The sequence below is a fragment of the Bradyrhizobium frederickii genome (assembly GCF_004570865.1).
Classification (GTDB): Bacteria; Pseudomonadota; Alphaproteobacteria; order Rhizobiales; family Xanthobacteraceae; genus Bradyrhizobium; species Bradyrhizobium frederickii.
The window spans coordinates 276,590-290,328 of record NZ_SPQS01000004.1 but is presented as its reverse complement, the minus strand read 5'-3'; the positions used below and the strand labels follow the sequence as shown (position 1 = coordinate 290,328).

Genomic DNA, 13,739 nt, shown 5'->3' with positions numbered 1-13,739 from the left:
TGCGGCTTTGATCCCGGCGAGGGAGGAAGCTCGGATGCGACGGCGTGAATTTCTTGTCGGGGCCGCGATGCTCGCCGGTGCGATGGCGCGAAGCCGTGCTGCCGATATTCCCGCTCCCTCATCCGAGGGGCTCGATCGCATCACGGCGTTTTTCGACAACGAGGTGACAAGCGGCCGGCTGCCGGGCGCGGCGATCCTGGTCCAGCAGCACGGCAAGCCGGTCTATCTGAAGTGCTTCGGCGTGCGCGACACCAGGACCGGCCTTGCCATGACGCCGGACACGATCTTCGCCATCCACTCCATGACCAAGCCGATCACATGCCTCGGCGCGATGATGCTGATCGACGAGGGCAAGCTTGCGCTGACCGACCCCGTGTCGAAATACGTCCCGCTGTTCGCCGGGACCAAGGTGGGCCGCGAGGTGACCCTGCCCGGCGGCATGGTCGAGCTGGACCTCGTCCCACCGGACCGCCCCGTCAACATCGAGGACCTGCTGCGGCATACTTCGGGCATCAGTTACGATTACATCGGCAGCCAGTGGGTCGAGCACGCCTACAGGATGGCCAACATTTTCAACGGTCACTTCAACAACAGGCAGTTCGCCGATCGCATCGCCGAACTGCCGCTGGCGCGTCAGCCTGGAACGCTGTGGCGCTACGGCCATTCCACCGACGTGCTCGGCAGCGTCATCGAGATCGTATCGGGCCAGACGCTGTACGAGTTCCTGAAAGCACGCCTCTTCGATCCGCTTGGCATGACCAGCACCAAATTCGTGCTCGCGACGGAGGGCGAGCTGGCGCGGATGGCGCGGCCGCTGCCGAACGACCTCATCCTGCTTGCCGGCGAGCGCGAGCGTCTCGACCATCCCGAATGGCAGTCCGGCGGCGGCGGCCTGCTCTCGACCATCACCGACTATCAGCGCTTCGCGCAGATGCTGCTCAACGGCGGCGAGTTCGCGGGCAGACGCTATCTGAGCCCTGCCGTGTTCAAGGCGATGACGACGGATCACATCGGGCCCGGCTCCGGCGTCGGACGCGATTACTTCTATTTTCCGGGGGACGGCTTCGGCTATGGCTATGGCCTTGCGGTACGGACCGATCCCGGCAACGCAAAACCGCCGCCGCCCGGCTCGCTGGGCGAGTTGAAATGGGACTCGGGAAGCGGCACCTATTTCGGCGTCGATCCCAAGCTCGACATGGTCTACCTCATGATGCAGCAGACCCAGACCGAGCGCGGCCGCATCACGCCCGCGTTCAAGGCGCTGGTCTACGACTGCTATCCCGAGCGGCTACGCCGCCCGTGAGGCGCGCTGGCCGAACTCGGCGAGCAGCTTTGCGATCTCGGCCGCAGGCCGCGCCGCGCTGAACAGAAAACCCTGCACCTCGTTGCAGCCTTCCGCGCGCAGCCAGTCGAGCTGGTCCTCGGTCTCGACGCCCTCCGCAGTCGTGGTGATGTTGAGGCTGCGGCCAAGGCCCGAGATCGCGCGCACGATTGCGCCACAATCGGGTCGCTGCGCCAAATCCTTGACGAACGAACGGTCGATCTTGATCTTGTCGAACGGGAAGCTGCGCAAATAGCTGAGGCTGGAATAGCCGGTGCCGAAATCGTCCATGGAAATGCCGACGCCGAGCTCGCGCAACTGATGCAGGATGGCGAGATTGGCATCGGTCTCGGCCAGAAAGATCGACTCGGTGATTTCGAGCTCCAGCCGTCGCGGCGACAGTCCGGACTGCGCCAGCGCCGAGATCACGACCTGCACCAGGTTGCGGCTGCGGAATTGCGCCGGCGACAGATTGACCGCGACCTTGATATCGCCAGGCCATTTGACGGCCTCGGCGCAGGCTTCGCGCAGCACCCACTCCCCCAACTGGGTGATGAGGCCGATGTCCTCGGCGACAGGAATGAACTCCGCCGGAGAGATCATGCCCTTGTCCGGATGACGCCAGCGCAAGAGCGACTCGAAGCCGGAGATGCGGTCGGACGCGATCGTCACCAGCGGCTGGTAGTGCAGCTCGAACTCGCCATTGGCGAACGCACGACGCAGATCGAGCTCCATGTCGCGGCGCTTCTGCGCCTGCAGGTCCATCTCGCGCTCGAAGAAATGGTGCACGCCGCCGCCGTCGGACTTCGCCCGGTACAGCGCCATGTCGGCATTTCGCATCAGCTCCTCCGGCGTGGTGCCGTCGCCGGGCGACAGCGCGATGCCGATGCTGGCGCCGATCACCATCTCCTGACCGTCGAGGTCATAAGGCGCCTTCAGCGTGTCGATCAGCAAGGTCGCGCAGGCGCTGGCCTCGTTCGGCGAGACATCGGCGCCGAGGATCACCGCGAATTCGTCGCCGCCGAGCCGGGCCGCCAGATTGGCGCCGCGGACCGCCTTGGTCAGGCGTCCGGCGACGTCCTTGAGCAGGCGGTCGCCGACGGGATGGCCGAAGGAATCGTTGATGTTCTTGAACAGGTCGAGATCGATGTAGAGCACGCCGACGCGCTTGTCCCCGGCCTGATCCAGGGCCTGCTTCAGGCGCTCCCGGAAATATTCGCGGTTCGGCAGGTCGGTGAGCCCGTCATGGTGGGCCATGTGCGCGATGCGCGCCTCGGCCTTGCGCCGTTCGGTGATGTCGACAACCGCGACCAGATAACCGTCGCGATCGTCGAAGGCGACGCGGCGGCCGAAGGTGAGCACCTCGATCTCGCTGCCGTCGGCGCGCAGGTGCCGCCAGTTGCGCGAGGAATGGTAGGCTTCGCCGAGGCGTTCGAGCGCCTCGGCGTGGCTGTCCCACTCGTCCTCCGGCCAGATCTCGTGCAGCTTCATGCGCAGGAAGGTGGCGCGGCTGTAGCCGTAATGCTGGACCGCGGCGTCGTTGACGCCGAGGAATTGCCTGGTCTGCGCATCGAACACCCACATCGGCATCGGGTTGTTGTCGAACAGCAGGCGGAAGGAGGCGTCGCGCCGCTTCAGCGCGGTGACATCGGAGATCGTCAGCGAGACCACGTCGGCGAAGGCCGTGGCGCTGAGACGGAGGTGCCGGCCCTCGCTCTCGATCTCGAGCTGCTCGCCGCGGCCGCCCGCGACGGCCTTGAGCAGAAAGTCCATGATCTCGGGCAGGGCCAGCAGCGTCGCTCCCTCGCCGATCCGCCGCCACAGCAGGCTGCCGGTCGCGAATTTCAGCAGCGTGCTCGCGCTACTATTGTGATGCACGATCTGGAGATCGAACGGCTTGCCGCCGGCATCGCGCAAGGTGACCAGCGAGATCACCGCGTCGTCGGTCGAGGCGAAGATCGCGTCCAGCAGATTGTACTGCGCGCCGCGCTCGTTGACATAGGCGCCGACCAGCGTGGCGCCCCAACGCGAGGCCGTCGGCAGCGCCAGCACGTCGTAGGTCCGCACCATGCCGTCGCGCACGCAATGCGCGCTGGCATGGTGCGGTCGTCCGTTGGCAAGCGCGCTCGTCGCTGCTTCCGACAGCGCAGTGGCGCAATCCGGCGACAATTCTGCGACGGGAATGTCCCAGCGCTCCTCGCCGAGCCATTTCTGCACGTAACGTCCGCTGCGCGACAGTTCGAGCACACCGTCGTTCTTCAGGAGCGCGATGTGATCGGCGAGCCGCCCAAGGCTGCCGAGCATGACGTCCTCGTAGCGCGGCAGCCGCTCGCCCGCCTTCAACGCCGCACGCCATTTGCGCTGAAGCACCGGGATGTCGTCGAACATCTCGGCGGCCGGTTTTCCCGACACTTTCTTCGCAGCATTCATGGCAGTCCCCAACGCACTTTCCCGGCGTATCCAATGCAGGCGCACTTAACGACCTGTAAAAAGTGCGCAGGCAGGGGTTCCGTTCGGCGATTATGACAGTTTTAAGTCGGGTGTTGGTTAGTGCGTGTTAGCGACTATGACGGTGATGCGAAGGCGATGCTCGCGTGTCCCGGACGCGCTGCGACGCCCTTCGCGTTGCTACGCAGAGCCGAGACCCAGCAAGCCGCGAGCTCGCTGGTGCATGGGCCCCGGCTCAGCAGCGCATCGTCGAAGGGACGCTGCGCTGCGTCCGGGGCACGAGAGCGGAGTCCTCGCGCATACTGCCTCAGCATCGTCAGAATCTCTCCGCCGCGACAATAATTGATCCGTCATCCTGAGGTGCGAGGCGTGCGATGCGAATGCATCGCATGCTGAGCCTCGAAGGATGAACGGCCGAGCTGGTGCGGCGGGGCCGTCGCCCTTCGAGGCTTGCTCTGCGACGCTATCGCGCCGCAGCGCGCGCACCTCAGGGTGACGGTGATGCATAGGGTTTGCAACGTACTCGCCTTCATGCGGACACAGCATCGCATCCTCGCGGCTTGTTTCGCCCGAGCTTTGCTTGGTCGCCTCACCCTCAATTGAAAGAGGGCGCAGGGAAGACCGGGTGCCGGCCGGGCACCCACGGTCCACTGTGCGAAAGCGTGTGCTTAAGAAAAGCTGCACAGCGGCATACAGGTGGAGCCAAACATCCGGCCTTCCCTGCGCAGTGGTTTGACGGCTTATGTCGTGCTCTCCCCGGGGAGCGACACTATTGCCCCCGTCGCCTTGCGGCTGATCGATGCGCGTGCCCGGTCGGGCCGCCACATCACCGCAACACTTGACGCCAGACCCCGGGCGTCAGGACCACACGATTTTGCCGTACGCCGATCGCACCGGTCGTGTGCGCGAGACGTTTCGCTCACGGCTCTCCGCCCTGCAAAACTCTTCGCGCCGATGCCATCGGCGTCCACCGCCCCCCGGCCCGCGTTCGTGACGATCGCGATACGCCCCTCTTTCCTGGGCCGGGTTGCGCGACACATACGTCATTTCCGAATTTCGGTAAAGCGGAATATTTTCGGTGACGGGCGTTGACCTAGGCCTCGGGTGTTTTGCCCGACGGGCATCGCAAGGCCTTGTAGCCCCGATGGAGCGGCTACGACCGCGGTTCTGCCAGCCGCTCGATCACGAGATCGAGCAGCGCACGCAGACGCGCGAGGCGCTTCAGGTCGCGATGATAGCCGACATGGGTGTCGCGGCCGGGCGGCGGCGTGCCGATGTCGAGCGCGACCAGACGGCGGTCGCTGTCGCCGAGCGGCCGCGGCAGCACGGCAAGGCCGCCGCCGTTCGCGCAAAGCTCGGCCTGCACCTGCCTGTTGTTGCTGCGCGAGGCGACGTCCGCATTCGGCAGCATGCGCTTCAGCCAGACCGCGTCCGGCATGTCGGCGAACTCGGCATTCATGGTCACGACGCGAACGCCGCTTCCGTCGCCGGCGCGTGGCGGTTTGCTGCCCTTCTTGCCATAGAGCGCGTAGGGAATGTGCAGCAGCCGTCTGGAGATCACCTCGGGCTCGCTGAACGGCTTGATGCGGAAGACCAGATCGGCCTCGCGCCGCGGCAGGCTGTAGAGCCGCGCATCGGTCAGTAGCTCCACCGTCACGGCGGGGTGACGCTTGCCGAACGCGGCGATCACCGGCGACAGCATCACCGTGCCGAACCAGTCCGACGAAGACAGCCGCAACAGCCCGTCGAGCTGGGTCGTCGCACCGGAGGCTTGGCGCTCCAGCGCGAGCGCCTCGTCCTCGATCCGCTCGGCGTGACGCAGCACGGCGGCGCCCTCGTCGGTCAGCACGAAGCCATCTGCCGTGCGCTGGAACAGCGTCTGCCCCAACGCTGCTTCGAACGCGCGAAGCCGACGCCCCATCGTCGGCTGGGTCTGGCCGATTTTCCGCGCGGCGGCGCCAAGCGTGCCTTCGCGGGCAATCGCCAGGAAGATGCGCAGATCGCTCCAGTCCATCACAAGTCCATCCATACAAAATTGCATGTCGACCGTACATGATCGTTCCTTTCCATGCAAAATTTCATGGGCATATTGGGCGCCGTCAACGGAGCAAGACGGTCATGATGACGCGATCGACGATGCGTGCCGGCGTGCTGGAGGCTCACAACGGCCCCTTACGCCTCTCGACGATTTCCAGACCCGAGATCGGCCCGCGCGAGGTGCTGGTGCGGGTGCGGGCGAGCGGGGTCAATCCGCTCGATACCAAGATTCATGCCGGTACGGCCGCGCATGCGCGCCATCCGTTGCCGGCGATTCCGGGCATTGATTTGGCCGGAATCGTCGAGCGCAGCGGGAGCGAGGTGACGCGGTTCAAAGCAGGCGACGAGGTCTACGGCATGACCGGAGGGGTCGGCGGCGTACCGGGATCGCTGGCCGAATTCGCCGCGGTCGATGCCGATCTTCTCGCATCGAAGCCCGCCAATCTCAGCATGCGGGAGGCCGGCGCCCTGCCCCTGATCGTCATCACGGCCTGGGAAGGCCTGATCGACCGCGCCGGCCTGAAGGCGGGCCAGAAGGTGTTGATCCACGGCGGCGCGGGCGGGGTTGGTCATGTCGCGATTCAGATCGCGCGCGGCTTCGGGGCGGACGTGTTCGCCACGGGCTCGGCGCCGCAGCGCGGCACCATCGAAGCCTTTGGCGCGGTGTTCATCGACCGCGACAGCGCGGTCGAAGCCTACGTTGCGCAGCATACCGGCGGCCGCGGCTTCGACATCGTCTACGACACCGTCGGCGGCAAGGTGCTCGACGCCTCCTTTCAAGCGGTGCGCCGCTTCGGTCATGTGGTGAGTGCCTTGGGCTGGGGCACGCATGCGCTTGCCCCGCTGTCGTTCCGCGCCGCCACCTATTCCGGCGTGTTCACGCTGCTGCCGCTGCTGTCCGGCGAAGGCCGCGCGCACCATGGGGAGATCCTGACGGAAGCCACACGCCTGGTCGAAGCCGGCAAGCTCGTGCCGCTGCTCGATCCCAGGCGCTTTACGATGGAGAGCGTCGGCGATGCCTATGCGCTGATCCGCGAGCACGCGACGAACGGCAAGCTGGTCGTCGATATCTGAGGTGAAGCCGGTGGTCGGAAGCTAGCGCGCCCGCTGCAAAAGCATGATCCGGAAAAGTGCGCAGCGGTTTTCCGAAAAGATCATGCTCAAACAACAACCTAAAGCGCGATGACGATTCATCCTAATCGCATCGCGCTTTAGTCCTCGCTGGACGCCGCCGAGCGGTTGCGCAAATAGGCCTGCGACAACAGGAAGAACAACGCGCGCTCGCCATGATATTTCGCCGATGGCCGGGTGCGCTCGAAACCGTCGGCAAAGATCTTGCCGGACTGGTCGCACACGCGCCATCGCCAGCCGAACCGCTTACGTCTGGTGAGGATCACTTCGAACATGCCGACGAGCTTGGTCCCCTGCTCCCTGCCGGTCTCGCAGACGCACAAACCTGCTCCGGCCTTCTCCATTCGACGGAGGCCCGACATATAACGCAGCGGGATGGAAAGAGAATAAGATTGATGATCGGAAATCGGTATCTTCCACCGGCCGTGGTGAACGCGCGAGGCGTCAGGAATAAGCCAACGGTGCCGGTGTTAATGGACTCCCGACGAAGCCTGGAGCGCTGACGGGTATTCAGAACACAATACTGGATTTGCTGCCGACGAGCCTCCGTGCACCAGCGCGCCGGGCGAGTGGTAATAGGAGATGGATCGATTGTGCACGGCATGAGAAGCGCCGGGCGAGGGGCATCGGTCCGGTGTCCCGCCGGGCGGCATCACCGCCCAAGCCCTACCGCGCGACGACCTCGACCTCGCCGTCGACGCCGTTCACGACGTTGAAGCCGCGCTCGTAGACCTTGCCCTCGTTCTTGGCGATGGCGCGGTATTCGCCCTCGGAGAGCACCACGCGCGGAAAGGCGCCGATCGATTCCTTGATGACGTCGCCGCCCGGGGTCAGCACCGACCAGGCGGTGTTGGCGAGCGCCTCGCCGCCCCTGTCACTGACCAGCTTGAGCGTGATCACGGCGGCGCGGTGGGTGATGGTGACGTCGGTGAGCTTGCCGGCCTGGACGCGAATGTCCGAGCGCACCACCGAGTTGGCGTCGCCGTAATTGGAGATGATGTAATAGGTGCCTTCCGGGATCAGCACGACGTCGCCGGCGGCGACGTTCGGCACCAGCGAGGCGCGCTCGCCGGATTCGAACTGGCTGCCCTTGTAGATCGCGAACGAGATCTGGTTCTGCGGAATGCGGCTGGTGCCGACCCGGCCCTCGATGCGCAGGCCGCCGGCCGGCAGCACGAAGGATTCGCGGTCGGTCTCGGCCTTCAGGCTGACGGTCCGCACCGCGCTGACCAGGCCGAAGGCGACGTGCACGACGTAATTGCCCGGCGGCAGCACGATGTTGGGCGAGGCATTGCGATCCTCGCGGATCAGCTTGAAGGTGCCGTTCTCGTCGGGACGGTCGGCAAACACACGCCAGACCAGGCCGCTGGTGATCGCCGGCGTGTCCTTGCCGTATTTCGCGCTCAGCGACAGCACGCCTTGTCCGGGCACGGCCGCATTGAGCGGCGCGGCCGGCGGCACGGTGGTGACCGCGGGCGGCGGCATGCTCGGCGTGACCGGCTGCATCAGGGTCGGCGGCAGGCTCAGGGGACCGGCGCCTGGCCCGGAGGGCGGCGCCAGGCTGACGGCGCCGCCGGGGTCGGGCACCGAAGCCGGCGGGACCGGCGGCGGACGATCGGAGAAAAGCTGCGCCTGGGCAGTGTTTTGGCCTGAGGTAACGAGGGCCGCGACGAGCATCAGCGCCGGCAGCAGCCTAAAGCTGCGCCGCCATCCGATGATGCCGTCACCCCCTCGTGTCATGCCTCCTGCTTTTCACCGAAAACGCGGCAAATTCAAGCCTCTGAAACCCCAGGAAATACGGTCCGGACGGTTCTGTGGAACCCGGTTGACGCCTGCGTGATTACCTCGGAGGCAACGCCCCCTCGCCATACTCCTGCCCCGTGCCCTCTCCAAAGCGGCATAAACCATGCTTCGCCCTGGTTCTGGCGGAGCGCGAGTGCGATGCCTAGTCTGAGATAGGGGCTGGCCCCGGCGTAGGAGAGTTTCGGTGCTGGACAGATTGAAAGGTCGGGGCGCGAACGGCTCGAATGGCGAGAAGGTCGGTCTCGGCAGTATCCGCAAGCCGGTCATTGGCCTTGCCCTGGGCGGCGGCGCGGCGCGCGGCTTTGCCCATCTCGGAATCCTGAGGACCCTGCTTGCCAACGGGATTGTGCCCGATGTCGTGGTCGGCACCTCCATCGGCGCCGTAGTCGGCGGTCTCCATGCTGCCGGCCGGCTCGATACGTTCGAGGAATGGGGGCGCAGCCTGCAAGGGATGCGCAACATCCTCGGCTATCTCGACATCCGCCTCAACGGCTCCGGCCTGCTCGGCGGCGAGAAGCTGGCGACCCGGCTCGAGGAGGCGATCGGACAGATCCTGATCGAGGACCTCCCGATCAAGTTCGCGAGCGTCGCGACCGAGGTGCGCACCGGCCACGAGATCTGGCTGACGCGCGGCCGCGTGGTCGACGCGATGCGCGCCTCCTACGCCCTGCCCGGCATCTTCGCGCCCGTCCTGATCGGCGACCGCTGGCTGGTCGACGGTGCGCTGGTCAACCCGGTGCCGGTCTCGGCCGCCCGCGCGCTCGGCGCCGAAATCGTCATCGCGGCAAACCTTTCCAGCGACATCTTCACCCATTCCACGACGATCTATTCGCACGGCGCACAGCCCACCCCGGTCGCGCCGGAGCCGGAGGAACGGACGGCCAAGCGGCGCTTCCCGCGGCTGTTCTCGCCGGAGAAGACGGTGAAGCGCGAGTTTTTCGGCGGCAACGGACGGCCCGGCATCTCCTCGGTGATGGTCGACGCCTTCAACATCATGCAGGATCGCATCACCCGCGCCCGTCTCGCCGGCGATCCGCCGGACCTTCTGATTACGCCGCGGGTCGGCCAGTTCGGCTGGTTCGACTTCCACCGCTCTGAAGACCTGATCGCACATGGCACGCGCGCCGCCGAGCGCGCGCTGGAGTCGATCCAGGAGGCGATCCATGTGCTCGCGCCGGCGCCGGCGGGAACCGCGCCGAAAGCGGACGATCAGGCCTGATCAGGCGGTCTTGATGTAGTCGCGCAGGGCTTCCTGCTCGGACTCGTATTCCTGGACCCGGCGCTTGACGATGTCGCCGATCGAGATCAGGCCGACCACCTTGCCGTTGTCGACGACGGGCAGATGGCGGAACTTGCCCGATGTCATAATCTCCATGAGCTCGGCGACCGTGTCGGTCTCCTTGCAGGTGACGACCTTGCGGGTCATGACCTGAGCCACCGGCTCCTCCAATGCGCCGGCGCCGCGCTCGCCGAGCACGCGGACGATGTCGCGCTCCGACAGGATGCCTTCGAGCCGGCTCTGGTTCATCACCAGCACCGCACCGATCTTCTTCTCACCGAGCAGCTTGACCGCGGCAGCCAGCTTGGCGTCGGGCTCGACGCTTACGATCTGGTGCCCCTTCGTGTTGAGAATGGAACGTACCGTCATTGTCGCCTCCCTGAATCCGAGCCGCCCGCCTCTCGGCGGTCCGGACCTGTTCTTCGAGTCTTCAACTAACAGTTTTGCTTGGCGCGGGTTTCACGCTCGCGCGCTTTGCGAGTCGCGGCCAGGTTCTATTTTGAGCACGATCCTGCCGGAAAACCGCTAGACGCTTTTCCGGATCATGCTCGAGCGGCCTGTCGCTTCGAAGCATTCTTCGCGGGAATGATGGATGAATTCGGGCCGCGCCGCAAGCGCTGCTTCAAATACGGTCTGAAACGTCCTGTGATGACGCATCCGCAGCATCGTTTCGCACGCGCGGCACGGGATCGAACAGGGTGAACAGCAACAGGCCGGCGAAAAAGCCGCCGATATGCGCCTGCCAGGCGACGCTCGTGGTTTCGGCATCGATGCCGATCGCGCCGACGCCGAAGATGATGTTGACGCCGAACCACACCGCGAGGAAGCCGATCACCCGCCCGTCGCGCAGCGCGCGCGACAGCGGCAGCGCCGGGACCCGTGCTGCGGTATCGGCGTCCGAACGGTTGAACGACAGGAAGCTGCCGCGGACGAACGCGAAGCGGATCGCGGCTGCCATCGCGCCCGACACCGAGGCCGAGGCGCCGATCATCGGCGCCACCGCGTGCTCATGGGTGAGGAGATGGGCGAGCGCGCCGGCCGCCGCCGTCACCGCCAGAAACAGGAAGAACCTGACCGCGCCAAAGCGCCGCGCCAGCGCGCTGCCGAACGGCAGCAGCCACAGCACGTTGAAGCCGAGATGGGTCAGATTGGCGTGCAGCAGCGAATAGGTGACGAAGGTCCAGACCTTGGCCCCGGTGCCGCCGGGGATCTGCAGATTGAGCAGGGAGGAATCGTAGCGTTTCGGGATGAAGCCGAAGACGTCGATGGTCCAGTTCTCGAGCTCCGGCGGCAGCAGCACCCGCAGATGGATCACCGCCAGCAGGACGACATAGGCGGTCAGCGCCGGCGGCAGCGTCAGGACCGGCTCGCGCGGAGCCTCCTCATGGGCCGCAGGCAGGTCGAGCGGAGGATCTTGCGACGAATTGTGCGGCGGGGAATCCAAGGCAGCTTCGCTTTCAGGCGATCGGAGCGATCCACGTGCAGATAGTCGCCTTTCCCGGCCTTGCGCAAGTGCACAAAAGGAAAAGGCAGGGCCCTGGGAAAGCCCTGCCTGTCCGTGTCGGCCTTCCGATGCCCGGAATGAAGGTGTATCCCCACCCCTCCCCGGCCCGTGGCCAAACTGTTTGACGCCCTGTGTACAGACCTCGCCGAGAACCTGGAGAAAAGCGGCGGGGCTTGCGACTGGGATCACCATAACAGGGCCGCTGCCGGCTCAAAGCGCATAGTTAACTTAACGTTAACGACGCAAAGACGGGCTTAAGGCAGGCGAAAACGCGCCTGCGGCATGGACGCTGCAAATCCCCTCCTGCACAACAACACAAGGGATCGCGGGTGCACTGAAGCGGGACAGGTCTGTCCCTTCGAGGTTGCACCCCGGGGTAAGCGTTCAGACATGAAACATCCGTCGAGCCGCGCGTTCTTCGCGTATTGGGACGACAAGCGTGGCGCCGCACGGGCCCCTGACCGGGCCGACATCGATCCGGGCGCGGTCCGCGGCCTGCTCGGCGACATCTTCGTGCTCTCGTGCGAGCCGAACCTCGGCTTCCCGTTCCGCGTCGCCGGCACGCGCGTCTGCGCGCTGGCGGGGCGTGACCTCAAGGACGCGAGCTTTGCGGCGCTGTTCGACGATGCGAGCCGCAGCGAGATCGAGGAGATCACGACCATCGTCGCCGACGAGGCGTTGGGTGCGATCGCCGGCGTCACGGCCACGCGCGCGGACGGCAGCAAGGCCTATCTCGAGCTGTTGCTGCTGCCGTTCAACGCCCGCCCGCATACGCCGGTGAGCGTGACCGGCGTGCTCGCGCCGTTCGACGACGAATGCGGCGCGCTTTCAGCCTTCACCCTCACCTCCTGGCGCTATCTGCACCAGCCGGAGAAACTGTTGCCGCGCGCGATCCGGAAACTGCAGATCGCACGCGGGCTGATGGTGTATGAGGGGCTGAGATAGCCCCACGCCGTGACAATTGATTGCGCTGGTGCACCGCGACCGTTTTTGCGGGATCTGCGTCATTCCTGATCGTGCTGCGAACGGATAGTTTCCGCCTCGCGTGAGGTAACGATCGTCGGGTGACATCTCATGAGCTGGCGAATTCTGGCATGGAGCGCGCTCGGCTGCGCGGCGCTGCTGGCGGCGATCGGCGCGACCTGGCTGGTCCTGCTGCCCGGCTCGCCGGCTCCGGGAACCGCGCCTGCGATATCCAGGGACGAGACCGAGGCCACGCTTGCGGCGTTGAAACCGCCGAAGCGCAAACGCCCGCTGATCGCCATCGTCGGCATCAACGACATGACCGAGACGACCGACTATCTGATGCCATACGGCGTTCTCGCGCGCGCCGACGTCGCCGACGTGCTCACATTGGCGACGCAGCCCGGACCCGTCGCGCTCTATCCCGCGCTGAAAGTGCAGCCGCATGCGACCATCGCCGAGTTCGATGCTGCGCATCCCGACGGCGCCGATTACGTCATCGTGCCCGCGATGAGCCGCGAAGAGGATGCGCTGGCCTTGCAGTGGATCAGAAGCCAGGCCGGCAAAGGCGCGACCATCATCGGCGTCTGCGTCGGCGCCAAGGTCGTCGCCAACACCGGGCTGCTCGACGGCCGGAAGGCCACCACGCATTGGTATTCCGTGCGCGATCTGCAAAAGCATGCCGCGATCCGCTACGTCGCGGACCGCAGGCTGGTGGTCGACCGCGGCGTTGCGACGACGACCGGCATCACCGCATCGATGCCGATGGCCCTGACCCTGGTCGAGGCCATCGCCGGCCGGGCCAAGGCGGAGGCGGTCGCCCGCGAGGTCGGACTTGCGGGGTGGGATGCGCGCCACCGCAGCGAGGCGTTCCAGTTCACCCGCCCGTTCGCGCTGACGGCGATCGCCAACACGCTCGCATTCTGGAACCGCGAGCAACTCGGAATCGCCCTGACGCCTGATATCGACGAGGTGTCGCTCGCGCTTGTCGCCGATGCGTGGTCGCGCACCTATCGCTCGCGTGCCCTCACCTTCGCGGCGACGGCAGAGGCGCAGACGAGCCGCGGCGGTGTTCGCATCCTGCCCGACACGGCCGTGGCCGACTGGCCGGCACAGCAGACGGCGCCGGCCGCCGTCGAGCTGCCGCCAGCGCGAGCGCTGGATCAGACCCTGCGCGCCATCGACGCTCGCCACGGGCCACGCACCGCCGACTTCGTCGCGATGCAGCTGGAATATCCGAGATAACCGCACGG

The 13,739-nt window shown here is 66.0% G+C and carries 11 protein-coding genes; 5 read left to right on the top strand and 6 right to left on the bottom strand.

Features of this window, described 5'->3' with window-relative positions; genetic code table 11:
* Window positions 1–34: 34 nt before the first annotated feature.
* Complete coding sequence (locus tag E4K64_RS09200; protein ID WP_135163212.1) at window positions 35–1,303, top strand: serine hydrolase domain-containing protein; 1,269 nt, start codon at window positions 35–37, stop codon at window positions 1,301–1,303.
* Here E4K64_RS09200 and E4K64_RS09195 read toward each other — a convergent pair.
* Window positions 1,289–3,751: a putative bifunctional diguanylate cyclase/phosphodiesterase gene (locus E4K64_RS09195; protein ID WP_167771899.1), complete on the bottom strand. Its 2,463-nt coding sequence runs from the start codon at window positions 3,749–3,751 to the stop codon at window positions 1,289–1,291. The two genes, E4K64_RS09200 and E4K64_RS09195, sit on opposite strands and share 15 nt — an antisense overlap.
* Window positions 3,752–4,922: 1,171 nt before the next feature.
* The gene (locus tag E4K64_RS09185) at window positions 4,923–5,783 is read right to left on the bottom strand and encodes a LysR family transcriptional regulator (protein WP_135163210.1); all 861 of its coding nucleotides are present in this window, start codon (window positions 5,781–5,783) and stop codon (window positions 4,923–4,925) included.
* A gap of 104 nt (window positions 5,784–5,887) precedes the next feature.
* Between E4K64_RS09185 and E4K64_RS09180 the strand changes: the two genes are divergently transcribed.
* A complete protein-coding gene (locus E4K64_RS09180) occupies window positions 5,888–6,880 on the top strand; it encodes a zinc-dependent alcohol dehydrogenase family protein (RefSeq protein ID WP_167771898.1) in 993 nt (330 codons plus the stop codon).
* A gap of 137 nt (window positions 6,881–7,017) precedes the next feature.
* Here the strand turns inward: E4K64_RS09180 and E4K64_RS40230 are convergent, their stop codons facing one another.
* Together E4K64_RS40230 and E4K64_RS09170 are read right to left on the bottom strand one after the other, a co-directional pair.
* Window positions 7,018–7,281, bottom strand: a complete 264-nt coding sequence (locus E4K64_RS40230; RefSeq protein ID WP_235884619.1) for a hypothetical protein — start codon at window positions 7,279–7,281, stop codon at window positions 7,018–7,020.
* Between the two features lie 322 nt (window positions 7,282–7,603).
* Window positions 7,604–8,677, bottom strand: a complete 1,074-nt coding sequence (locus E4K64_RS09170) for a hypothetical protein (RefSeq protein ID WP_135163209.1) — start codon at window positions 8,675–8,677, stop codon at window positions 7,604–7,606.
* Window positions 8,678–8,924: 247 nt separating this feature from the next.
* Between E4K64_RS09170 and E4K64_RS09165 the strand changes: the two genes are divergently transcribed.
* Entirely contained in the window at window positions 8,925–9,959 is a 1,035-nt protein-coding gene (locus tag E4K64_RS09165; protein ID WP_135163208.1) for a patatin-like phospholipase family protein, read from the top strand.
* Here E4K64_RS09165 and E4K64_RS09160 read toward each other — a convergent pair whose 3' ends face one another.
* Both E4K64_RS09160 and E4K64_RS09155 read right to left on the bottom strand, forming a co-directional pair.
* Window positions 9,960–10,388, bottom strand: coding sequence for a CBS domain-containing protein (locus E4K64_RS09160; RefSeq protein WP_135163207.1), 429 nt, complete (start codon window positions 10,386–10,388; stop codon window positions 9,960–9,962). It abuts the gene before it with no gap.
* A 253-nt stretch (window positions 10,389–10,641) separates the two neighbouring features.
* Window positions 10,642–11,463 (bottom strand): rhomboid family intramembrane serine protease, encoded by an 822-nt coding sequence (locus tag E4K64_RS09155; protein ID WP_135163206.1) that lies wholly within the window; start codon window positions 11,461–11,463, stop codon window positions 10,642–10,644.
* A 450-nt stretch (window positions 11,464–11,913) separates the two neighbouring features.
* Here E4K64_RS09155 and E4K64_RS09150 point away from each other — a divergent pair, with 450 nt between their 5' ends.
* Entirely contained in the window at window positions 11,914–12,468 is a 555-nt protein-coding gene (locus E4K64_RS09150) for a PAS domain-containing protein (RefSeq protein ID WP_135163205.1), read from the top strand.
* A 129-nt stretch (window positions 12,469–12,597) separates the two neighbouring features.
* Window positions 12,598–13,731 carry a DJ-1/PfpI family protein gene (locus E4K64_RS09145; RefSeq protein ID WP_135163204.1) on the top strand — a complete coding sequence of 378 codons (1,134 nt, stop codon included), beginning with the start codon at window positions 12,598–12,600 and terminating at the stop codon, window positions 13,729–13,731.
* Window positions 13,732–13,739: the final 8 nt, after the last annotated feature.

Coding starts and splice junctions, on each gene's coding strand:
- E4K64_RS40230 (WP_235884619.1), bottom strand. CDS start 7,281: ATGGAGAAGGCCGGAGCAGGTTTGTGCGTCTGCGAGACCGGCAGGGAG.
- E4K64_RS09180 (WP_167771898.1), top strand. CDS start 5,888: ATGATGACGCGATCGACGATGCGTGCCGGCGTGCTGGAGGCTCACAAC.
- E4K64_RS09170 (WP_135163209.1), bottom strand. CDS start 8,677: ATGACACGAGGGGGTGACGGCATCATCGGATGGCGGCGCAGCTTTAGG.
- E4K64_RS09150 (WP_135163205.1), top strand. CDS start 11,914: ATGAAACATCCGTCGAGCCGCGCGTTCTTCGCGTATTGGGACGACAAG.
- E4K64_RS09145 (WP_135163204.1), top strand. CDS start 12,598: ATGAGCTGGCGAATTCTGGCATGGAGCGCGCTCGGCTGCGCGGCGCTG.
- E4K64_RS09200 (WP_135163212.1), top strand. CDS start 35: ATGCGACGGCGTGAATTTCTTGTCGGGGCCGCGATGCTCGCCGGTGCG.
- E4K64_RS09195 (WP_167771899.1), bottom strand. CDS start 3,751: ATGAATGCTGCGAAGAAAGTGTCGGGAAAACCGGCCGCCGAGATGTTC.
- E4K64_RS09160 (WP_135163207.1), bottom strand. CDS start 10,388: ATGACGGTACGTTCCATTCTCAACACGAAGGGGCACCAGATCGTAAGC.
- E4K64_RS09185 (WP_135163210.1), bottom strand. CDS start 5,783: ATGGACTGGAGCGATCTGCGCATCTTCCTGGCGATTGCCCGCGAAGGC.